This is a genomic window from Peribacillus sp. NPDC056705, assembly GCF_043656335.1.
This window is the reverse complement of the sequence record NZ_JBHTYI010000020.1, coordinates 25,880-48,280: the sequence shown is the minus strand read 5'-3', so window position 1 is coordinate 48,280 and position 22,401 is coordinate 25,880. Positions and strand designations below refer to the sequence as shown.

The window sequence follows — 22,401 nt, the reverse complement described above, 5'->3', positions numbered from 1 at the left end:
CAGCACTAGTTTCGGAAGCTCAACTTTATGTAGCATTACTTGCTGGGGGAGATTATACAGAATATTTTTAACGATGTGATTAGTTCGACGTTATTAAATTAAAGCGCTTTCAACATAATTTGTTCAGCCCATTAGCCAGTCATTTCGTGTTCCTATTCAATTAATCTATGTATTAATTAATATATACAAAAAAATACTATATATCATACTGGAGGTTTTAGGATGAAAAAGAAAAAAGCATTATCCGGCCTGATGGCTGTGAGTTTACTAACTGTAATTCCGTGGAGTTCTGGACATGCTGAGAAACCTCAATGGACAAATGTGAATACATATGAGGAACAGGACGGAAGCAAGTTTAATAGCGAAAACTATGACTTTGTGAAATTCTCACAAATTGGTTCCAAATTAAAAGAGATTGAAAAACTTTCAAACCGTGTGAAAGTTGAAGTCCGTGGAACATCAGCTGATGGAAACCCACTCTACGTTGTCACGATTGCTGACCCAACAACGCAAGGGAAGTTCGGAAAAGTGAAAGCACTTAGAAAGCAAATGTTTAAGAATCCAGGCAAAGCTCAAGAATGGATCGCCAATAATCCTGACTTTAAAGTTCCAATCATGATTAATGGTTCTATTCATGGGACTGAATTTGTCGGAAGCGATGCAATCCTTCAATTAATTGAACGTTTTGCTACCCAAAATGATGCAACGACCAAAGACGTTTTAGAGAATAATATTCTTATTTTCAATGTCGTACAAAACCCTGATGGACGTATTGATGCCACCCGCTTTAATGGTGAAGGAATTGACATAAATCGTGACTTTATCACCCAATCGCAACCAGAAACAAAAGAGATGGTTGAGCTCATTAAAGAATGGAACCCGATGGTGTTCCTTGATACTCATGGTTATGTGAAGAATTATCAGCCAAATCTACAGGGGTTAATTGAGCCTTGTACGCCACCGCATAATCCTAATTACGAGTATGACCTATACGGAAAATGGGCCTATAAACAGGCAGAAGCGATGGAAGCGGAAATAATGAAGGATCATGAGAACTATTCAGGATCCTTGTATCAAAACATGAAAGGTACATATATTCCGCTGCGCGATGACTCCGCTGGCTGGGATGATTACCCACCAATTTTCACACCAATGTATGCGATGTATCATGGTGCTTACGGTCATACATTAGAAGCTCCAACAAATGATTGGGATGGCGTACGATGGATGTATAATTCGATTATGGGGGCACTGAAATTTGCAACAGCTAACAAGCAATCCATGATTACTGACCAAATTGAAGTTTTTAAAAGAGGAATTAACTTTGACCATCCTTTTCATCAGGAAGGGTTATTTCCAAAAACCTACATACTTCCACTAGACCCTAAGGATCCGACTGTTACGAATAAGGCTGTAAATCATTTGATCAATAATGATATTGAAGTTGTTCAAGCCGTGAATGCATTTGAAGCGGATGGAGTGTCATATCCAAAAGGAACGTATCTCGTTGAGATGGATCAGGCGAAGGCAGGATTAGCAAACACGATGCTCTGGGATGGGGAAGACATCACGAACGATACCCCAGCAATGTACGACATTTCCGCATGGAGTTTACCGGAGCTTTGGGGATTCGAGGCAGTAGCCACACAAAATCCTATTAAAGTCAATGCAACGAAAGTAAACAAGATTACAGGTCAAGGAACGGTCTCAGGAAAAGGACCGTTTCTGATTCCGAATAGTTCTGTCCAATCAGTAAATTTAGTAAATGCATTGCTTAAGCAAGGAATACCTATTGTACGTGATGCACAAGGTAACTTCTTTGCAAAAGCTGTAGCTAATCAGGTATCAGCAGCGGTGAAAGAATCAGGGTTACAGGTTGGAACTGCTGAGGTACCAGCAAATGCAGTGGCTATTACGTCTTTAAAAGTGGCTATATTAAAGGATGGAGGTATGGGTAAACAGAAATCACACGCAGGAACAAAGCTAGCTTTGAAAAGACTAGGTTTTGATGTGACAGAAGTTACTCCAGTCGAAGTGGCTAAAAATACCCTTAACGGTTTTGATATTTTTGTCTATAGTGGAACGGAAAGTCTCATTTCTACCAACCTATCTGAAGCTAATAAAGAATTTGGGTTACAAAACGCCGGGCAACTTAATGAGTTTAAAGCCAATGTGACAAGCTTCTTAAATGAAGGAGGCAAATATATAGCTGTAGGTGCTGGTGCATCTAGAGCAACTAAAACACTCGGTCTTACAGACGACATCATTAATGTAGGAGGTTCCAACAGTAATGGTATCGTAAAAGTCGATTATGAGGGAAATGGTTTAACAGCAGGATATGGAGAGGATGATATCGGCTTTGTCTATCGTCCAACATGGTTCACTGGTACGGATAATGATGAAGTCGTCGCGACCCTTGCAGATTCAGATAATTTCTTCGTAGCTGGTCACTGGAAAAATAACATAACCGCCAAAGGCCAAGCTGTAATCGTAAAAGAACAGAATAAAGATGTAACTCTTATTGGGTTAGAAGCAGGTTTCCGCGACCACCCGGATTACTTGTTCCGTCTTCTATCAAATGCAATTTTCGAAAAATAGTAGAAACAGCCAAAGCCGGATTCAGCACTGAATCCGGCTTTGGCTATTTGAGTAATGCTAAACGCTTGCTCTGAACTTATTACTTTTAAATCATCTGTTGCAAAAACCGCTGAAACACGATTCTTATCAATAAGTAGTTTTTTTGCCGATTAATAATGGTGATTACTCTTATAATTCACAAGCTGGATATGGATTCACTAACCAGGAATCATTGCAGATGAAGTTAAATGATTGGTTTAGCTGAACAAAATATTAGTATCTAAAGCTTCTTTGAGCGTTTCTTGTTCATAAGTAATATCGGTTGACTTATGGAGGACGAGAGACCAACGAATTTAGCTCAATTTAAAAAGCATGAACCAAGTAGATTACCGGTTCCTGCCCTCAAGTTGCCAAATTAACTATAAAGGTTTAATTTTTTGGTTTACTTCAGGCTTTTAAATAATCAAGGTCTTTTTCAGTGCTCACCCAATATTGACTTGGGCTTTTCATGGATAGATTTCGCTATTGGACGTTCGTTAAGTATTTTCCATATACATAACCTGTTTCCTTACCGTACTTAATTTTGTACCAAGAACTGCTATTAGTAATGACGGTAACAGTTTGGCTTTTCTTCAAAGAGCCAAGAACTTTCCCTGATATGGAGGGTTTGGAACGGACATTTAACTTTGTAGCATTGACCCTACCAGTCATATTCTTCGCTGCCGGTTTGTTTAATGTGTTGGAAGTCGTCGTTGCACGGTTTGTTCTTACTTGGATCTATCGCTGTAATGTTATATACGTATACTTTCCGTTCAAAACCTTTGATACATCCCATGATGCACTTTGGACACCGGCATTTTTATTAGTATTATTGGTCAGTGTCGCCACGGTTTTGCCTTTTGCATCTTTTACTTGAACAGTTACCTTCGCCTTTTCGTTAATCTCATACTTCAAATCAACTTTATTCGTTCTTGAATCATATGAAGTTTTTATATACTTAATGGAAGGTGAAGTTGTATCGGGTTTTGTTAATGTAAATGTAACCGTTGCCGAGCTTTTATTTTGATTACTATCGATCGTTGCAATTTCAAATGAGTACTTACCGTTCAAAACCTTCGATACATTCCACGATGTCCATTGGATACCGGCATTTTTCTCTGTATTATTGATCGGAGTAGCTAGGATTTTACCTTTTGCGTCTTTTACTTGAACAGTAACCTTTGATTTTTCATTGGTCTCATACTTTAGAAAAACCTTATTCGCTTTTGAGTCATATGATGTATTTGTATTATTAATAACTGGTGCCGTTGTGTCAGGCTTTGTTAATGAAAATGGAACAGATGCTGAACTTGAATTATTACTACTATCAATCGTTCTAATTTCAAAGGTGTATGAACCGGTGCTTACCCTTGAAGCATCCCAAAAGACTAATTGCGATCCTGATGGCTTTTCGTCCCCTGAAACAAGAGAAGCGACGATATCCTCTTTTTCATCCTTAACTTCCACTGTCACATTCGCTTTTTCATTCGTATCAAAGGTTAATTTGACTTGGTCTGTTTTAGTATCATAATACGTTTTTATATCATTAATTGTTGGCGCTGTTTCATCTTTAGGGGCAGGGTCCGGAACTGGTGTTGGGATTGGCGTTGGAATGACAGGTGAAGGGTCCGGCTTTACTGGTTCTACTTCCTCAGGTTCTGGCTTATAAGCTTGTTTTAAGCTTGTCCCTTCATAATAGAATGCAAGAATCTCGCGATACGTATTTCCCTGTTCGCCAGCCTTTTTCGCGCCATACTGGCTTAGTCCGACACCATGGCCGAAGCCTTTTCCTGAAACGTTAATCGTATCCTTTGCAGTATCCACTTTGTCTATTAAAAAGCTTTTCATGAAGCTCAGACCTATAATGTCTCTAATTTTGGAAGCCGCTACATCTTCTAATATTACACTTTGTTGTAGTGCTTTCCCCTTTTCTTTCACCATAAATTCAATCGTAATACTTCCTTTACTCACCCTGCCGCCACTTGTTGGTGCTTGAAGGGTGAGGTAAAGGGACAGCGATAATTCTAATATCTTTGCCTGTATAGCCATTTGACTGTAGCCATGCTTTTATATTAGAAATTTCTTGTGTTTGTTCGACTTCCTTCGTATTAGCCCACCATGTATCTGGTTTTGTCAGATCTAAGTTTGTAAGGTCTATTTGATGCTTCTTCACACTAAAGCTCCATGCAGTTTACGGATCATATGGATCGTTTTTGACCATTAAATATGGTCGCTCTGTGCCGCCCCAAACATTTTTGTTGGACTCCGTTTTTCCACCATTGCTAGAGTAAAAAAGAGCATCTGATCCTATGTCGATACGAATACAAAGGTAGTCAATAAGGTTGCAAAAAGAAGTAATTCAAATACAAATAGATTCGTAACGACACAATGGCAAGTAGACGCACAGCTTCCATGTCCATATTGTGGTCAGTGGTTGGCAGCGACTAACTTCTCCAGACATGCCAAGCGACACTTAACAACCACACAGGATATTTTCACGAATGAGAAATTTAGAGAAAAAATCAAAGAAATGATCCAGGCGAAAAAAGAAGAATTAAATTAGAAATTATTATCATTACTAGGATAATCAAGCATTCTCCCTGTAAGGGTGGGGGTTAAATCTTACAAGAAGAATATGTGTTTATCTACCTGCAAAACCAGGCTCTGAAAGGAGAAGAAAGAACCGGAGTAACGTATATCCAAGTAAATAATTTGGATCAATAAGGATTATTATTGTATAACTAGAGACGAGATTTAAAGATTGATTTCAAAGTAGCTAAGCTTGATTCTAATAATTAAGAAGGGACGAATGGACCATGGCAAAACAACAAATCGGTGTGATAGGTTTAGTCGTAATGGGTGAAAATCTCGCATTAAATATTGAAAGTCGAAAAAGGTGGTGAGCGGAAATGAGTAAGGATAAGAAAATCAAGCTAAAGAAGCCAAAGAAGTGGTGGGGATGGGTTCTAGCAATTATCGTCATTGCTAATTTAGCAAGTGGTTGGGACCAAGAGGAAGTTGTTAAAGAAGAGAAGGAGGATGCCCCTAAGCAATCTTTACTGCTGCAAGGATTCTCGCGAGTCTCGCAATACGTCAATTTTCTCTTTTTCCATACATCAATTGTGATAAAAATATAGACAATATTACCTTCCCCCATCTATAGATCTAGACGTATTTTCAATCGACAAAATGCCTAAATCCTTCGTTATTCTAAGCATAGTTCAAAAGTGGATTGGTTTGCACCTACGATACAACAAATTTGATTTTGCATAGCTAATAACTTCTAATTTATGAACTGTCAGAAAAAAATATCGTCTGCGTTTAAAATTCAGAAAATAGGGATTTTTCGGATAGTTGTTGAAATTCCCATTAAAACCCGTTAATATACAACTATTAAAGCAACTTTATATCAGCGGATGATGATTGTGGGAGAGACTAAACGTTGTTTAGCACCGAAGGAGCAAACCCTAAAAAACAGGGAACTAATCTCTCAGGTAAATGGACTACAATTGGACGCGTCTCTGGAGAGAGCCCAAGGCCACCGAAGGAGTTAAACTCTCAGGTAAAAGGACAGAGGAAGTTAGGAAACCCCCTATCTTTCCCCTGCCCTTTTTGTATTTGGAAAGATAAAAAAGGAAAAAGAGAGGAGTGTGCATTGAAATCTGTTAAAAAGAGTTAATCTTTTAATTTCAACGATTACCGCACAATATTTTTTTCAAAAAGGTTGGTAGATTAGAAAAAAATTAAAAAAGGGGACAGAATATGAATCTATTTTGATAAAAATCTATATCCAGTACCTATTAAGGAAAGCGCTTACATTAGTGGGGTCAGTCTCCCAGTACGCTAAGTATTTAACTCATTGAAGGACTGACCCTTTATAAAGAAAAAAATCCAAGTAGCCTATAAAAGTAGAAAGTGGGGAATCGTATGCAGGAACAAAAGTTGGATAGAGGGTTAAAAAACAGGCACGTACAACTCATAGCTATTGGTGGTGCAATCGGAACGGGATTATTTCTTGGAGCGGGTAAATCTATTCATTTAGCTGGGCCATCAATTTTATTTGCTTACTTGATTACAGGCGTCATTTGTTTTTTAATCATGCGCGCTCTTGGAGAACTACTCTTATCTAATTTGAACTATCATTCTTTTGTTGACTTTGTAAAAGACTATTTAGGTAATATGGCGGCATTTGTTACTGGCTGGACCTACTGGTTTTGCTGGATTTCAATCGCAATGGCCGACTTAACAGCAGTTGGTCTTTATACCCAGTATTGGTTTCCTTCCGTACCACAGTGGATGCCAGGTTTAATTGCGCTTGTCATTTTGCTATTTATGAATCTAGCCACCGTAAAACTTTTTGGCGAAATGGAATTCTGGTTCGCATTAATTAAAGTTATCGCTATTCTAGCACTAATTGGTATCGGTATTTTCATGATTATTAAAGGCTTTTCCACAGATTCAGGCGCAGCCAGTTTCACAAATCTATGGAGACACGAAGGTATGTTCCCAAATGGAATAAATGGCTTTATCCTCTCATTCCAGATGGTAGTGTTTGCGTTTGTTGGTATTGAACTTGTAGGACTTACAGCGGGTGAAACAGAAGATCCAGAGAAAGTTATCCCAAAAGCAATCAATAATATTCCTATCCGGATTATAATTTTCTACATTGGCGCACTTATTGTCATTATGAGTGTCTATCCGTGGAACGCAATCATCCCATCGGAAAGCCCATTCGTCCAAGTATTTGTGGCAGTTGGTATCGCTGCAGCTGCCGGTATCGTCAATTTTGTCGTCCTAACATCGGCCGCTTCGGCATGTAACAGCGCAATCTTCAGTACAAGCCGGATGGTATACTCACTTGCCAAAGATAAAAATGCACCTGTGCCATTTGCAAAACTTAATGCCCGTAAAGTACCTTCCAATGCATTGGCCTTTTCAACTGTCGTCATTCTAACTTCCGTTGTTTTGAACTATTTAATGCCCGAAGGAGTATTTACGTTAATTACAAGTATTTCTACAGTATGTTTCATCTTTATTTGGGGAATTACTGTCATCAGTCATTTGAAATACCGCAAAACAAGGCCAGATCTAGCGAAAATGAACAAATTTAAATTACCACTTTATCCAATTTCTAATTACTTGATCCTTGCTTTCCTAGCGTTCGTACTTGTTGTGCTTGCACTTGCGGAAGATACTCGTGTTGCCTTGTTCGTAACTCCTGTTTGGTTTCTTTTGCTGATTGCGATTTATAAGATGCGAAAAACGAAGGTAGATCAGACGAATCAGAGGAAGGTAGTGGGAAATTAAGTGGCAGTCTGCCCGCTTTAATAAGCAACCATTAAGATATATGAATGCTTATATTTTGATGAGAAAGGGATTATTTTAGAATAGTGTTGTTAACGCTTTCAAAATTGCTTGACATAATTAATCACAACTACTATTCTAAATGTACCAAATTGAATAAGCGAATGACAGTTGTGGGAGAGTGCAATGCGACACAAGCCACCGAAGGAGCAAGTTCCAAAAAGACCCTTGGAACAAATCTCTCAGGTAGATGGAACCACAACTGGACGCACCTCTGGAGAGCGCGTATAAACAAGGACGCCACCAAAGGGGAAAGGTTCTATTTAAAATGGAGCTAAACTCTCAGGTAAAAGGACAGAGAAGGGTAGAGAACGCTACGTTACCCTTTTCTGTCCTTTTTTGCGTGCAAAAAAGGTAGTAAATCATACTGTTTTTAACAGTCTTCATAGAAAAGTAGATGTAGCGGGAAAGAGATTTTAGTGTCTCGAACCGTATTAAAATTCAGAATAATCAAAAAATGATTAGGGGGAAAATGAAATGAGTTTAAAACAAAATGATTTAACCATTTTTGAAGCGATTGAGAAGGAAGGACAACGTCAACATCAAACCCTGGAATTGATTGCATCAGAAAACTTCGTTAGCCCAGATGTATTAGAGGCAATGGGAAGCGTGATGACAAATAAATATGCAGAAGGTTATCCAGGAAAGCGCTATTATGGTGGATGTGAATTTGTCGATGTGGCAGAACAAGCAGCTATTGAGCGCTTAACGAAACTTTTTGGTGCAAAATATGCAAATGTTCAGCCTCACTCAGGTGCACAAGCCAATTTCGCAGTTTTTTTCGCACTGCTGCAGCCTGGTGATAAAGTGATGGGGATGAACCTTTCACATGGTGGCCATTTAACTCATGGAAGTCCAGTCAGCGTTTCAGGAAAATGGTTTGAAGTTGTGTCCTACGGAGTTAAAGAAGATACTCAATTAATTGATTATGATGAGTTGGAAGCTATGGCAAAGAAAGAAAAACCTAAATTGATTATTGCAGGGACAAGTGCCTATCCAAGAACGATTAATTTTGCAAGATTTAAAGAAATTGCCGATCAAGTTGGTGCAAAACTTATGGTGGATATGGCTCATATAGCAGGGCTGGTAGCAACTGGTCTTCACCCGTCCCCAATCCCATATGCAGATGTTGTGACAAGTACTACTCATAAAACATTGAGAGGACCTCGCGGGGGGATCATTTTAACGAACGATGAAGAAATTATCAAAGCGATTAATAAATCCGTGTTCCCAGGAATTCAAGGCGGCCCACTCATGCACATCATTGCAGCAAAAGCGGTTGCTTTCAACGAGGCTTTACAACCAAGCTTTAAGGATTATGCGAAACAAGTCATTGAAAATGCTGCAACACTTGGCGAAACATTAAAAAATGAAGGTGCAGCCCTTGTTTCTGGTGGAACAGATAATCATATTGTCCTTTTAGATTTGCGTCCGTGGAATTTAACAGGAAAAGAAGCAGAGAAATTATTAGAAGAAGCGGGCATTACCGTTAATAAAAATACGATTCCATATGATCCAGAAAAGCCATTTGTTACGAGCGGTATCCGAATGGGAACAGCAGCTTTAACGACTCGAGGCATGAAGAAAGAAGAAATGGTGAAAATTGGTGAAGTGATTGCAACTGTTCTAAAGAGTAAAGGAAATAAAGACGTTCTTGAGAAAGCAAGAGAAACAACCAAAGGGATTTGTGATGTTTATCCGTTATTTCAACAGCCAATAACTGTGTAAGAAAAGGGTAGCTTCGATTGCATTTTCAGCGGCTGACATGTCTCTAGCTGGAATTGAAAGCCGCATTCCTTGTGATGCCATGTATAAGGTAGGAAATGATATGCCATGGACCCTTCGAGAAACGTCATTTGGAGGCCTGGCGATGAAAGAAACCGGCAAACGGATGAAAGAACATTTATTTTGCAAATAATCATAATTGGGGGTAGATCATGGGTACTGAAACAGCATTAAAGCAAACACCGCTTTTTGAAGTATATAAAAAGTACGGGGCAAAAGTTATTGATTTTGGTGGCTGGGCTCTGCCAGTTCAATTTACAAGCATATTAGAAGAGCATGAAGCTGTTCGAACAGAAGCAGGACTTTTTGATGTTTCTCATATGGGAGAAGTGCTTGTGGAAGGGAAAGATGCCGAGAGTTATATTAACTACCTTGTTACAAACGATGTGACAAAGCTTAGCATCAATCAAGCACAGTATACCGCAATGTGTTATCCAGACGGTGGAACGGTCGATGATTTATTAGTTTATAAATTAGGGAATGAAAAATATTTACTTGTCATTAATGCAGCAAACATTGAGAAAGATTACGAATGGATGAAGCAGCGTGTAAAAGGAGAGATGGCGCTCCAAAATATTTCGGAAGACATCGCTCAGCTTGCCATCCAAGGACCAAAGGCAGAAAGCATTCTGCAAAAGTTAACGGAAATAGATTTATCAGAAATTGGTTCTTTTAAATTCGCCCAGCATGTCAACATCTCTGGGATTACCGACGTACTTGTATCCCGTACAGGGTACACAGGAGAAAATGGATTTGAACTTTATTTATCTGCAGACAAAGCGGTAGTACTTTGGGAAAAAATCTTAGAAGCAGGAGCCACGAGTGGATTAAAACCATGCGGACTAGGTGCACGGGACACGCTTCGTCTTGAAGCACGGCTTGCACTCTATGGCCAAGAACTGAGTAAAGACATCAGCCCGCTTGAAGCAGGAATCGGCTTTGTCGTAAAGACGAATAAAGAAAGTGACTTTATCGGAAAATCTGTTCTTACAGAACAGAAAGAAGCTGGATTAAAACGAAAATTAGTAGGAATTGAAGTAACAGGCAGAGGGATTCCGCGTCATGGCTACAAGGTAATTTCTAAAGGTGGAGAGGAAATAGGTATTGTTACATCCGGAACACAATCACCATCTTTGAAGAAAAGCTTAGGTCTTGCCTTGATATCAGCCGACCAAGCTGACGTGGGGGCGCCGATAAAAGTGGAAATCCGAAATAAACTGATTGAAGCCGTTATTGTTGATACACCATTCTACAAAAGATAAGTGGAAATATTTTAATAGAGTTATCGTGTAGTTTTCTTAAGTTGATTTCCGTTACCTTGCATGCAGCCCGAAATCGACGACCTGCTATGAGTAAATCACCTAAATTATATTCGGAATTATATGAATAGTGAAAAAGAAAAGGGGAAAATACAATGACAAAAGTGATATCAAGTTTACGATATAGCAAAGAACATGAGTGGGTACAACAATTAGAAGGAAATCGAGTACGTATTGGGATCTCTGATTATGCACAAAAGGCATTGGGGGATATCGTCTTTGTTGAAAATCCGGCGATTGATGATGAAGTAACTGTCAATGAATCGATGGGAACGATTGAGTCAGTTAAAGCCGTTTCCGAACTTTACTCACCTGTTTCAGGTACGGTAGTTACTGTAAACGAAGAGTTAGAAGGTTCTCCAGAGACGATTAATGAGCACCCATTTGAAGCAGGGTGGTTAGTCGAAGTAGAAATGTCCAATCCAAAAGAGTTAGATTCACTTCTAAACGAAGATGAATATCAAGCATTTACTAATGAAGGAGTGGAATAATATGACAGCCACTTATAGATACCTCCCTGATACGAAACAGGACCAAGAAGAAATGCTAAAATTTTTAGATATTTCTTGTATAGATAAGTTATTTGAAGATATTCCAGCTGAAATTAGCCTGCAGGATGAGCTAAACATTCCAGAGGCGGTTCCTGAACCGCTTCTTTTGAAAAAAATGAATCAGCTTGCTACAAAAAACAAAAATGCGAATCATTACCCAACTTTCCTAGGTGCGGGTACATATGATCACTATATTCCAAGTGTGGTAAATCATATGATTTCACGTTCCGAATTTTACACAGCTTATACCCCCTACCAACCGGAAATCAGTCAAGGTGAATTACAAGCGATTTTTGAATTTCAAACGATGGTTTGTGAGTTGACAGGAATGGATGTGGCTAACTCTTCCATGTACGATGGGTTTACATCGCTTGCAGAAGCTGCATCACTTGCCGTTGCATCTACAAGACGTTCAAAAGTGCTTGTATCCAAAGCGGTACATCCTGAATCCCGTGCTATTTTACATACAGTAGCTGGAGGTCCGGGATACACAGCTGAGGAAGTAAATCTTGTTGATGAGGTTACAGATTTAGGTAAGCTGCAAGAACAAATTGATAAGGACACTGCTGCCGTAATTGTTCAATATCCAAATTTCTTCGGTTCGATAGAGGATTTACAAGCAATAAAGAAAATTGCGGAAGAAAAAGGTGCCCTTTTAATCGTAAGCGCCAATCCTCTTGCACTAGCACTCTTACAAGCTCCTGGGAAACTTGGGGCAGATATTGTGATCGGTGATATGCAGCCATTAGGAATCCCGATGTCCTTTGGCGGTCCGCACTGCGGCTATTTTGCGGTAAATAAAAAACTCATGCGCAAAATCCCAGGACGAATTGTAGGCCAAACAGCAGATGAAAAAGGACAGCGTGGATTTGTGTTAACACTTCAAGCACGTGAACAGCATATACGCCGTGATAAAGCCTCATCCAATATTTGTTCCAACCAGGCATTAAATGCTCTTGCCTCCTCTATTTGTATGACATCACTTGGAAAGCAAGGGATTCGTCAAATGGCACAGCTAAACATTGAGAAAGCTGATTACATGGCGAAAACTTTAGAACGGAAGGGCTTTACCATAATCAATGAAGCACCATTCTTCAATGAGTTTGTTGTCGGGCTTCCTCGACCGGTAAAGGAAGTCAATGCAAAACTTCTTAAGGCGGGTATTATCGGTGGATTTGATTTAGAAAGTGATTACGGCTTTGGAAATCAAATGCTGCTTGCTGTGACTGAGCAGCGAACAAAAGAAGAAATTGACCAATTTGTTGATGCTTTGGAGGCGATTGTGAATGGTTGAATATAATGAGTTAATTTTTGAAATAAGTCGTCCAGGACGTGTAGGTTCAAGTATTCCGAATAGTGACGTTGACTATGTTGATTTAAATGACAAATTTCCAAAGCATTTAATTCGTGACGAACCGGCGGAGCTCCCAGAAGTATCAGAGTTGCAGCTTGTCCGCCATTACACAGCGCTTTCTAATAAAAACCATGGGATCGATAATGGATTCTATCCACTGGGTTCTTGTACGATGAAGTACAATCCGAAAATAAATGAAGATGTGGCACGTCTGGAAGGCTTTAGCCGCATTCATCCATATCAGCCCGTTGAAACCGTACAGGGTGCATTAGAAGTTTTATATGAATTGCAAGAAGAGCTAGCTGTCATTACAGGAATGGATGCTGTAACTTTACAGCCATCTGCAGGGGCTCAAGGGGAATGGACAGGTTTAATGATGGTTAAGGCGTATCATGCTCAAAAAGGTGAAACCAGAACGAAAGTACTTGTTCCAGACTCCGCGCACGGTACAAATCCTGCAAGTGCAAGTGTTGCTGGTTTTCAAACGATCACGATCCCATCCGATAAAAATGGATTAGTTGACCTAGCAGAATTAAAGAAACATGTGGGACCTGATACAGCTGCGCTAATGTTGACGAATCCGAATACCCTTGGACTTTTTGAAAAAGAAATTGTGGAAATCGCAAAGGTTGTCCATGAAGCAGGGGGCCTATTATATTATGACGGAGCGAATGCCAATGCCATTTTAGGTAAAACAACACCAGGTCAAATGGGCTTTGACATCGTGCACTTAAATCTTCACAAAACATTTACGACGCCTCATGGAGGTGGCGGTCCAGGGGCAGGCCCTGTCGGTGTGAAAGAGAAACTTACTCCTTACTTGCCAGTGCCGCGCATAGAAAAAGAAGGTGATAAATATGTGCTGAACGCTAATTATCCGCACTCTATCGGAAGGGTAAAAGGGTATTATGGAAACTTCGGAATTCTTTTGCGGGCGTATACTTATATTCGCACGATGGGGCCTGAAGGGCTGCGCCAAGTATCTGAAAGTGCCGTGCTTCATGCGAATTACCTTCGCAAAAGATTAGAGCCATATTTTGAAGCGCCATATTTACAAATTTGCAAGCATGAATTTGTCCTATCCGGATCTAGGCAGAAAAAGCTGGGTGTAAGAACGCTTGATATGGCAAAACGTCTGCTAGATTTCGGCTACCATCCGCCGACCATCTATTTCCCGTTAAATGTTGAGGAATGTTTGATGATTGAACCGACAGAAACAGAGTCGAAGGAAACACTCGATGCTTTTGCGGATGTAATGATTCAAATTGCCAAAGAAGTGGAAGAAAACCCAGGGGTTGTTTTAGACGCACCACATACTACGGTCATCGGGCGATTGGATGAGGTCCAAGCAGCTAGACAACCGATCTTGCGTTATTCCAAAGAGGAAGTAGTAGAGGAAGAAACGGTAAAGTCATAAATTAATGATTGAACATGAACCACCAGGGATGAAAATAAAGAGAAGAATCTCAAATCTCATTATTTCATTCATGGTGGTTTCATATAAGCACGTGTAAAAAGGATGACAAAAAGAGCGAAGATGTGCAAGGAGAAGAAGTCTTGAGAACCAAAATGTCAGAGAACGGAGAAACTCAATCGGTCTTTTTATAGGCAATTGAATAACCTCTTTAAGCTAAAATTACATATGCTCATAGGAGTGAGAAATAAAATGTCCATCAGTAATCTTCGTAAACCAGAATGGCTTAAAATTAAATTAAATACGAATGAACAATATACGGACTTAAAGAAAATGATGCGTGAAAAAAAGCTTCATACAGTTTGTGAAGAAGCAAGATGTCCTAACATTCATGAATGCTGGGCGGTCCGAAAGACGGCAACTTTCATGATTTTAGGAAGTATATGTACACGAGCTTGCAGGTTCTGTGCAGTTCAAACAGGGCTACCATCAGAGCTTGATTGGGAAGAGCCTGAACGTGTCGCAAAATCAGTAGAGCAAATGGGCTTAAAGCATGTTGTGATTACCGCTGTTGCTCGTGATGATTTAAAAGACGGCGGAGCAGAGGTATTTGCGGAAACTGTAAAGGCAGTGAGGCGGCAAAATCCATTTTGCAGTATTGAAGTTCTCCCCTCCGATCTGAATGGGGAATATGACAACTTAAAAACATTAATGGATGCAAGGCCAGACATTTTGAATCACAACATTGAAACAGTAAAACGCTTATCTCCAAAAGTTCGTGCACGTGCAACATACGAACGTTCATTAGAGTTTTTAAGGCGGGCAAAGCAAATGAATTCTACTATCCCGACGAAATCAAGCATTATGATTGGTCTAGGAGAAACACAAGAAGAAATTATGGAAACGATGGATGATCTTCGTGCTAATGATGTGGACATTATGACTATTGGTCAATACTTGCAGCCGACTAAACGACATTTGAAGGTCGAAAAATATTGGAATCCAGAAGAGTTTGAAGAACTGAAAAATATTGCCATGTCAAAAGGGTTTAGTCATTGCGAAGCAGGTCCGCTTGTTCGCTCCTCCTATCATGCAGATGAACAAGTCCGTGCAACTAAAGCTAATGCGTAATCATTTTTCAATAATTCATTAAGAAAGGGGAGAATCAGATGATAGTCAAAATAACAGAGGCAGCCATGAATAAACTGAAGGAAATGACACGTAAGGATGCGCAAATTCCTCGTATTGATGCTGATATTGCGGGCGGCTGCGGGGTGTCGGTGAAGTTCTCCCTCGTAATGGACGAGCCCCGCAGAAATGATGCAATTATTGAATATGAGGGAGTTCAGCTTAGATTAGATCATTTTACAAAACGCTATTTAGATGAAGAGACACAAATTGATTATTTAGAAGATCATGGCTTTATTGTTGGAAAAAAAATCTTTGCATCCAGTGAATGTGCTATTGAAATAAATTAAAGAATCGTCACGGCTTACCTATTAATAGAATAGATCGTGTTTAATAAGTTGTTTTTCTTACTTACTCTATCCATGGTTATGAAAACAAAAGGGGGATATATTAGGTGAATCAAGAATATGACGTTGTTATCATCGGCGGCGGTACCGGAGGATATGTTGCGGCCATTCGTGCGTCTCAATTAGGGTTAAAAACGGCGGTCGTGGAACAAGGTAAACTTGGTGGAACATGCCTTCATGCAGGTTGTATTCCAAGTAAAGCATTTTTAAGAAGTGCTGAGGTGTATTCGAATACAAAGAAAGCAGATAAATACGGTGTTATTGCACCGGAAGTGCGACTGGACTTCTCAAAAGTTCAGGCCAGGAAAGAAGAAATTACTGAACGCTTATTTAAAGGTGTACAACATTTAATGAAAAAAGGGAAAATAGATGTGTTTGAAGGTAAAGGAAGCATTTTACAGTCGAAAGATGTTTTAGTGAAATTGAATCATGAAGAACGGGAAATGATATTATGTCCTCGAAATATTTTAATAGCGACAGGATCTCGTCCAAGGACATTACCCGGCCTAGAAGCAGATAGCGAATATGTGATGACATCGGATGAAGCTCTACAAATGAATGAGCTCCCAAATTCCATCATTATTGTCGGCGGCGGTGTTATTGGAATAGAATGGGCTTCGATGCTTATTGACTTTGGATTAGAAGTAACTGTGATAGAGTATGCCGATCGCATTTTACCGACGGAAGATAAAGATATTTCAAAGGAAGTACAGCGATTAATGAAGAAAAAAGGTGTGAAAATCGTAACAGGGGCAAAGGTGCTTCCAGAATCGTTAGAAAAAGGTGAGGGTGTCTCTATTAAAGCGGAATATAAAGGGAAAGACACGACGTTTTCAGCAGAAAAATTATTAGTATCTGTCGGAAGATTACCAAACATAGAAGGCATTCACCTTGAAAATACGAAAGTTGAAGTCGAACGTGTTATTCAAACAAATGAGTATTATCAAACGGATGAGCCAAACATTTATGCAATTGGAGATGTAATTGGAGGATTGCAGCTTGCCCATGTTGCTTCACATGAAGGAATCATCGCAATTGAACATATGGCAGGAGAAAACCCTGTGCCACTTGATCCATCGCTTGTTTCAAAATGCATATATAGTAGCCCGGAGATAGCTAGTGTTGGACTAACAGAAGAGGAGGCGAAGGAGAAAGGGTATCAAGTAAAAACAGGAAAATTCTCCTTCCGTGCGATTGGAAAGGCACTTGTTTTTGGTGAATCAGGCGGGTTTGTCAAACTTGTTGTTGAAGAAGAGTCTAGTAAGTTGTTAGGAGCGCATATGGTTGGGCCACATGTAACCGATATGATCTCAGAAGCGGGTCTTGCACGAGTATTAAATGCAACAGCTATGGATATTGCGCAGACGATACACCCTCACCCAACATTAGCGGAAGCAATTGGGGAAGCTGCCCTAGCTGTATATGGTAAGGAAATACACGCCTAGTTAAAAAATTGTGAAAGAATAGGGGCGAACCTTCTGATAGGTGGGAGAAGAAAGGCGGTAAGCAGGTAGTATTATTTCCTCTACTTTAAGCGCTAAGAAACCTGAAGATATGAAGGTTGAAATGAAAAAAACGTACTTCAGTAATCTTTAAGGTTCTATCGCCCGCCCTCACTGTAGTTCATGAAGGCTAGAATTGAAATTGTAGTTACAGTATTGTTCGGACACCGAAAGAGGTTGTGTTTAGCCATCATTCTGAATTCGAAAGCTTTCTACAACTTTTACATACAACTCTAAAGGATGGTGAGAGTCAACATTGTATAAAGAAGTGAATGTTAACCGTGCTAGATTATTAATATCTTGTCCAGAGAAGCCAGGTATTATCTCGGCTGTTTCTAACCTTTTATTAAAAAGCAAAGCAAATGTTGTTCATTTTGACCAACATACGACGGATCCACAAGCAGGTATGTTTTTTATGAGGATCGAATTTGATTTAAACGACGTTGATGCTTCCTATGCAAAACTTGAGGTGGACTTACATGTGCTGGCTCAGGCTTATGCCATGGAATGGACCTTAAGTGGTAATAAGAAAAAAAAACGAATGGCCATCTTTGTATCCAAAATGGATCACTGTCTTATGGAGCTTATATGGCGTTGGAAATCAAATGAACTTCCAGTAGAAATTCCGATGGTAATCAGTAATCATCCTGATTTTAAAAAAATAGTAGAAAGCTATGACATCCCTTATTATCATATTCCTTTAACTCATGAAACGAAGCAACAAGCAGAACAGAAAGCGCTAGAACAACTGAAAGGGAAAGTAGACTTTATTGCCTTGGCTAGATATATGCAAATTCTTTCCCCTACATTTATATCGGAGTTTCCAAATCAAATTATTAACATTCATCATTCGTTTTTACCGGCGTTTGTCGGAGCAAATCCTTATGCGAGGGCCTATAATCGTGGTGTTAAGTTAATTGGAGCAACTGCTCATTATGTTACGAATGATCTTGATGAAGGACCCATTATTCAGCAAGATGTAAAGCGGGTTAATCATAGACATACAATAGAAGAATTAAAGGTTGCCGGAAGTCATGTGGAAAGACAAGTTCTTGCCCAAGCTGTTTCCTGGCATATTGAAGATAAAGTTATTATTCATGGTAATAAAACAATCGTGTTTGATTGAGTACAATATTAATACGTTTCAAGATAGGGATAAACAAAAATTTTAAGGATAATTGAGTAGCTTATTTTATTTAATATGTTCAAAGATTTTTTCTACTGATTCTATTAGAACGGACAAAAATATACAACCTTGGGAGTATTTTGTCCAATCTCAAATGGGGCACCAGAACTAGTTATACCTATTCCTGTTCCTATATTAAACCCCAATGTCCATCTCTATAATAATTGAATCAATTTCATAAAATTTTTCTTTCATAAGCATTTGTTGATTGTGGAGATATACTGCTAATCCCGGAGCATTATAAATATAAACAACCGTCGTATGATTGAGATGAACGCTGACTTTTTCGCCTATTCGATAACGGACATTATTAGTGGAAAGAATTCATTTAAATAGGCAATGACGCGTTCAACGGTGTTCTCTGCTTGAAAAGTTTTTCCATGTTTCTGACCCATAATGCAACCGGGACCGCGACACCAATCTCAGGGTTGGCAGTTATGTACGGTTTCAATGATCTTGTAAAAGAGTGACAATCACGGCTGGGATATTTTCAGGTGTAGGAGCAACGGCAGGTTTCCTTGGGTCGATCGTGTTCAAGAATTATAAGATTACGACTGTTTCAGATATAAGGGTGAATGAAGAACAAAAAGCGGCATAATGAAAGAAGGTTAATCGAATCTTTTGCCGGGAAAAGGGGCATTACACAATGAAGTACAGATCTGCATTCGATATAATCGGTCCCGTCATGATTGGACCTTCAAGCTCACATACAGCAGGAGCTGCCAGAATTGGCAGAGTAGCAAGGACATTATTCGGAAAGCAACCGAAGAAAGCCATTATTTCTTTATATGGTTCTTTTGCAAAAACATACAGGGGACACGGTACGGATGTCGCTGTCGTAGGCGGGATATTGGATTTCGATACGGATGATGAACGAATCCCTGCCTCTTTAACGATAGCGGAAGAAGCTGGCATGGAAGTTACCTTTACAATCGAGGATACTGTGATGGATCATCCTAATACAGTCAAGATCAGACTGTTCGACGAAGATAAAGAATTGGAACTAGTTGGGATCTCGATTGGCGGCGGAATGATAGAAATAACGGAATTGAATACGTTCAAGCTTAAATTGTCAGGTGAAAACCCAGCCATTTTAGTCGTGCATAACGATGTATTTGGAATCATATCTTCCGTTTCGACCGTATTGGCAAACCATGAAATTAACATTGGACATATGGAAGTTTCACGAAAAGAAAAAGGTCAAATGGCCCTCATGGTGATTGAAGTCGATCAGAAAATCAAGGGCGATGTCATGAAGGAAATTGAAGGATTGGAAAACGTGTCGCAAGTCATAAGGATGGTTGAATGATAATCATTAAAAGTGTTGGCATAGATATGGAGGTAAAAACATGTTCCGAAATGTAGCAGAGTTGGTTGAACTTGCTGAAAGTAAACATGTAAAAATCGCGGAAATCATGATTTTACAAGAAATGGAGTTCTCAAGCCTTTCGAGAGAGCAGATCATTGAAAAGATGGACAGGAATTTGACAGTGATGGAACAAGCGGTGGAAAGAGGACTGAAAGGTGTGCAATCCGTTACAGGCCTAACGGGCGGGGATGCCGTTCTTTTGCAAAATTATATCAAGTCGGGCAAGGCGCTCGCAGGCGATTTATTATTGGATGCCGTCAGTAAAGCTGTTGCGACGAACGAAGTGAATGCAGCAATGGGAATGATTTGTGCCACTCCGACTGCAGGTTCGGCAGGCGTTGTTCCCGGTACATTATTTGCCGTGAAAGAAAAATTAAACCCGACCCGAGCAGAGATGATTGAATTTCTTTTCACTTCCGCTGCCTTCGGTTTCGTGGTGGCAAACAATGCTTCCATTTCTGGAGCGGCTGGTGGCTGCCAAGCAGAAGTGGGCTCGGCAAGCGGGATGGCCGCAGCTGCGATTGTGGAACTGGCCGGCGGCACACCAAGCCAAGCCGCAGAAGCGATGGCAATCACATTGAAAAATATGCTCGGATTGGTTTGTGATCCAGTGGCTGGATTGGTTGAAGTTCCTTGCGTGAAACGTAACGCTATGGGTGCATCCAACGCAATAACGGCAGCTGATATGGCTCTTGCAGGCATAACGAGCCGCATTCCATGTGACGAAGTGATCGATGCCATGTATAAAATCGGATTGACCATGCCGGTTGCACTTCGCGAAACGGCAGAGGGTGGCCTGGCTGCCACTCCGACAGGACGTAAATTGGCAGCAGAAATATTCGGTTCATTTAAATAAACTAAAGGATTATATAAATTCATGGTTCCAAACGATTGTTGATCCATACAATAAGCTAGAACAGGCTTATATTAAAAATTACAGACAAAAAGGACTTAATAAAGAGATTCTAAGTATTATGGAAGAATGTATCGCTAAAAGGGTAAACTCTTCAATAAGTTTGCTCTTTTTTTATTATGTCCAATGCAATCAAAAAAGAATTTGGAAGCCCGAAAGAAATATTATCATTTCATTACCACATTTAGCCTTTGAACAGAGAATGGAGCCTGATCTAGGAGGAGTATCTTGTCTTTTGCAGTATGTAGGCGGCGATCATTCCCCAGATTCTATCATTATCTATATCAAAGAAGAAAAATTCTATTTCTTGGCGACTCTATTTATGCAAATATCTATTCAAACAAAAGGAATTATACGACTCAAAGTACGATTCAATTTTTAGACACAATCGATCAATTTGATGCTGAAATCTATGTCTTCTCCCATTGGAAGCCAACATCGAAGGATGAATATCAGAATGAAGCAATACTATTAAGGACTGTAGCCACCTTGACAGATCAATATAAGGGCCGCTTTAAAGATATAAAGAAATCTTATCAACTAAAGCTAAACAGGGAGATAAATGATAACTGTGGGCATTTTATAAAATTGGAGACGATGCCATTCTTATTATACAACGGGAGCTTTAGTAAATAAGTTTCAGCAAAATGGTTAGACTTTATTATAAAAATCACATACCTAATTTAAAGCAAAAACTACATTTTGATCAATCTTTAATCAAAATGTAGTTTTTGTAAAAAGAGCTTGAAACGATTGGAAAATTTGTGAAGGGGTTCGAAATAAATAATTAGCTTAATAGTTTAGTCCTCAAGGTTTATAAGAATTCTTATTTAGTTTGGCTCTCATCGCTCATTATTGACGGATGTTTAAATTTCTCAAACTAAAAATCAGTTAATTCGGTTAGATAATCGAAGGAAAACGCAGAAAGCCAAATGGTTGAAGGGATTGAGCTCCATGATGTTAGTGAATCGAGAGGGCTGATGCCTTACGCACAGCAGAAAGCTACATTTTACCTTTCGTTAAAGGCAAGAAGGGTAAAACCTCTCTGGAGTCAGAGGCCCTGGCACGTTATACATTGATATGATACGGCAACTCGGGAGACCCTACCGGTCTTTTCTTGTTAGAAGAGCATGGTGTAGAAGCGATAAAAGCTAGGAAACCAAATGCTGTGTAGGGAGTCGGATAGCAGAATTGCAAAATCTGAATCTAAGAGATTAGCTACATTTTGTGAATGGTAACTAGGAGGAGCCGTGTGCGTGAAAGCGCAAGTACGGTTCTGTGAGGGGGAGGAACATAATCTACCGCAAGGTAGAAAGGCTCCCTTCTACTCGACTAGTTCATTAAGAAGAAGAAAAAAAAGTCGATTCCTTAACGTCTTTTACGAACTTTTTTGAGTGTTACTTCTTTAAAATAGACTCTGTTAAACAATGCTTTTTTCAACTAACGAAAAAACGCTAGTTCACATAATCATCCTTATCGGCAAGAAATAAATC

General features: G+C 39.6%; 20 protein-coding genes, 1 pseudogene and 3 riboswitches. Of the genes and pseudogenes, 18 read left to right on the top strand and 3 right to left on the bottom strand.

Annotated elements, in window-relative coordinates; genetic code table 11:
* The first annotated feature begins 222 nt into the window (after positions 1–222).
* Positions 223–2,598 (top strand): M14 family zinc carboxypeptidase, encoded by a 2,376-nt coding sequence (locus ACFRAK_RS19805; protein ID WP_387595100.1) that lies wholly within the window; start codon positions 223–225, stop codon positions 2,596–2,598.
* Between the two features lie 501 nt (positions 2,599–3,099).
* On the opposite strand, the gene ACFRAK_RS19800 is transcribed toward ACFRAK_RS19805, so the two are convergent.
* From ACFRAK_RS19800 to ACFRAK_RS19790, 3 genes are all read right to left on the bottom strand, one after another.
* Positions 3,100–3,288, bottom strand: a complete 189-nt coding sequence (locus tag ACFRAK_RS19800) for an SH3 domain-containing protein (protein ID WP_387595103.1) — start codon at positions 3,286–3,288, stop codon at positions 3,100–3,102.
* A 66-nt stretch (positions 3,289–3,354) separates the two neighbouring features.
* A complete protein-coding gene (locus tag ACFRAK_RS19795) occupies positions 3,355–4,587 on the bottom strand; it encodes a hypothetical protein (protein WP_387595106.1) in 1,233 nt (410 codons plus the stop codon).
* Complete coding sequence (locus ACFRAK_RS19790; protein ID WP_387595108.1) at positions 4,580–4,789, bottom strand: hypothetical protein; 210 nt, start codon at positions 4,787–4,789, stop codon at positions 4,580–4,582. The genes ACFRAK_RS19795 and ACFRAK_RS19790 overlap by 8 nt, the downstream gene beginning before the upstream one ends.
* Before the next feature lie 643 nt (positions 4,790–5,432).
* On the opposite strand from ACFRAK_RS19790, the pseudogene ACFRAK_RS29825 reads away from it, so the two are divergent.
* The 17 genes and pseudogenes from ACFRAK_RS29825 to ACFRAK_RS19710 all read left to right on the top strand — a co-directional run.
* Positions 5,433–5,507 (top strand): annotated as a pseudogene (locus ACFRAK_RS29825) (NAD(P)-binding domain-containing protein); the annotation flags it as partial.
* An 18-nt stretch (positions 5,508–5,525) separates the two neighbouring features.
* Positions 5,526–5,753: a hypothetical protein gene (locus ACFRAK_RS19785; protein WP_387595111.1), complete on the top strand. Its 228-nt coding sequence runs from the start codon at positions 5,526–5,528 to the stop codon at positions 5,751–5,753.
* A gap of 279 nt (positions 5,754–6,032) precedes the next feature.
* A riboswitch (glycine riboswitch) is annotated at positions 6,033–6,132 on the top strand.
* A gap of 3 nt (positions 6,133–6,135) precedes the next feature.
* A riboswitch (glycine riboswitch) is annotated at positions 6,136–6,192 on the top strand.
* A gap of 351 nt (positions 6,193–6,543) precedes the next feature.
* On the top strand, positions 6,544–7,923 hold the full coding sequence (locus tag ACFRAK_RS19780; protein ID WP_387595114.1) for an amino acid permease: 1,380 nt from the start codon (positions 6,544–6,546) through the stop codon (positions 7,921–7,923).
* A 261-nt stretch (positions 7,924–8,184) separates the two neighbouring features.
* Positions 8,185–8,288, top strand: a riboswitch (glycine riboswitch).
* A gap of 169 nt (positions 8,289–8,457) precedes the next feature.
* Positions 8,458–9,708 (top strand): serine hydroxymethyltransferase, encoded by a 1,251-nt coding sequence (glyA, locus tag ACFRAK_RS19775; RefSeq protein WP_387595117.1) that lies wholly within the window; start codon positions 8,458–8,460, stop codon positions 9,706–9,708.
* Positions 9,701–9,898, top strand: coding sequence for an L-serine ammonia-lyase, iron-sulfur-dependent, subunit alpha (locus tag ACFRAK_RS19770; RefSeq protein ID WP_387706650.1), 198 nt, complete (start codon positions 9,701–9,703; stop codon positions 9,896–9,898). The genes glyA and ACFRAK_RS19770 overlap by 8 nt, the downstream gene beginning before the upstream one ends.
* Before the next feature lie 19 nt (positions 9,899–9,917).
* The gene (gene gcvT, locus ACFRAK_RS19765) at positions 9,918–11,027 is read left to right on the top strand and encodes a glycine cleavage system aminomethyltransferase GcvT (RefSeq protein ID WP_394572300.1); all 1,110 of its coding nucleotides are present in this window, start codon (positions 9,918–9,920) and stop codon (positions 11,025–11,027) included.
* A 152-nt stretch (positions 11,028–11,179) separates the two neighbouring features.
* On the top strand, positions 11,180–11,575 hold the full coding sequence (gene gcvH, locus ACFRAK_RS19760; protein ID WP_387595123.1) for a glycine cleavage system protein GcvH: 396 nt from the start codon (positions 11,180–11,182) through the stop codon (positions 11,573–11,575).
* Between the two features lies 1 nt (position 11,576).
* Entirely contained in the window at positions 11,577–12,929 is a 1,353-nt protein-coding gene (gene gcvPA, locus ACFRAK_RS19755) for an aminomethyl-transferring glycine dehydrogenase subunit GcvPA (protein ID WP_394572299.1), read from the top strand.
* Positions 12,922–14,406 (top strand): aminomethyl-transferring glycine dehydrogenase subunit GcvPB, encoded by a 1,485-nt coding sequence (gcvPB, locus tag ACFRAK_RS19750; protein ID WP_387595128.1) that lies wholly within the window; start codon positions 12,922–12,924, stop codon positions 14,404–14,406. The genes gcvPA and gcvPB overlap by 8 nt, the downstream gene beginning before the upstream one ends.
* Positions 14,407–14,655: 249 nt before the next feature.
* Complete coding sequence (gene lipA, locus ACFRAK_RS19745; protein ID WP_394572298.1) at positions 14,656–15,534, top strand: lipoyl synthase; 879 nt, start codon at positions 14,656–14,658, stop codon at positions 15,532–15,534.
* Between the two features lie 38 nt (positions 15,535–15,572).
* On the top strand, positions 15,573–15,881 hold the full coding sequence (locus ACFRAK_RS19740) for an iron-sulfur cluster biosynthesis family protein (protein ID WP_394572297.1): 309 nt from the start codon (positions 15,573–15,575) through the stop codon (positions 15,879–15,881).
* A gap of 104 nt (positions 15,882–15,985) precedes the next feature.
* On the top strand, positions 15,986–17,383 hold the full coding sequence (lpdA, locus tag ACFRAK_RS19735; RefSeq protein ID WP_394572296.1) for a dihydrolipoyl dehydrogenase: 1,398 nt from the start codon (positions 15,986–15,988) through the stop codon (positions 17,381–17,383).
* A gap of 313 nt (positions 17,384–17,696) precedes the next feature.
* Positions 17,697–18,566: a formyltetrahydrofolate deformylase gene (gene purU, locus ACFRAK_RS19730; protein WP_387595138.1), complete on the top strand. Its 870-nt coding sequence runs from the start codon at positions 17,697–17,699 to the stop codon at positions 18,564–18,566.
* Between the two features lie 526 nt (positions 18,567–19,092).
* Complete coding sequence (locus tag ACFRAK_RS19725; protein ID WP_387595141.1) at positions 19,093–19,224, top strand: hypothetical protein; 132 nt, start codon at positions 19,093–19,095, stop codon at positions 19,222–19,224.
* A 48-nt stretch (positions 19,225–19,272) separates the two neighbouring features.
* Positions 19,273–19,935 (top strand): L-serine ammonia-lyase, iron-sulfur-dependent subunit beta, encoded by a 663-nt coding sequence (gene sdaAB / locus ACFRAK_RS19720; protein ID WP_387705986.1) that lies wholly within the window; start codon positions 19,273–19,275, stop codon positions 19,933–19,935.
* A 40-nt stretch (positions 19,936–19,975) separates the two neighbouring features.
* Positions 19,976–20,851: an L-serine ammonia-lyase, iron-sulfur-dependent, subunit alpha gene (gene sdaAA / locus ACFRAK_RS19715; protein WP_387595147.1), complete on the top strand. Its 876-nt coding sequence runs from the start codon at positions 19,976–19,978 to the stop codon at positions 20,849–20,851.
* Between the two features lie 285 nt (positions 20,852–21,136).
* Positions 21,137–21,544 carry an MBL fold metallo-hydrolase gene (locus ACFRAK_RS19710; RefSeq protein WP_387595150.1) on the top strand — a complete coding sequence of 136 codons (408 nt, stop codon included), beginning with the start codon at positions 21,137–21,139 and terminating at the stop codon, positions 21,542–21,544.
* Positions 21,545–22,401: the final 857 nt, after the last annotated feature.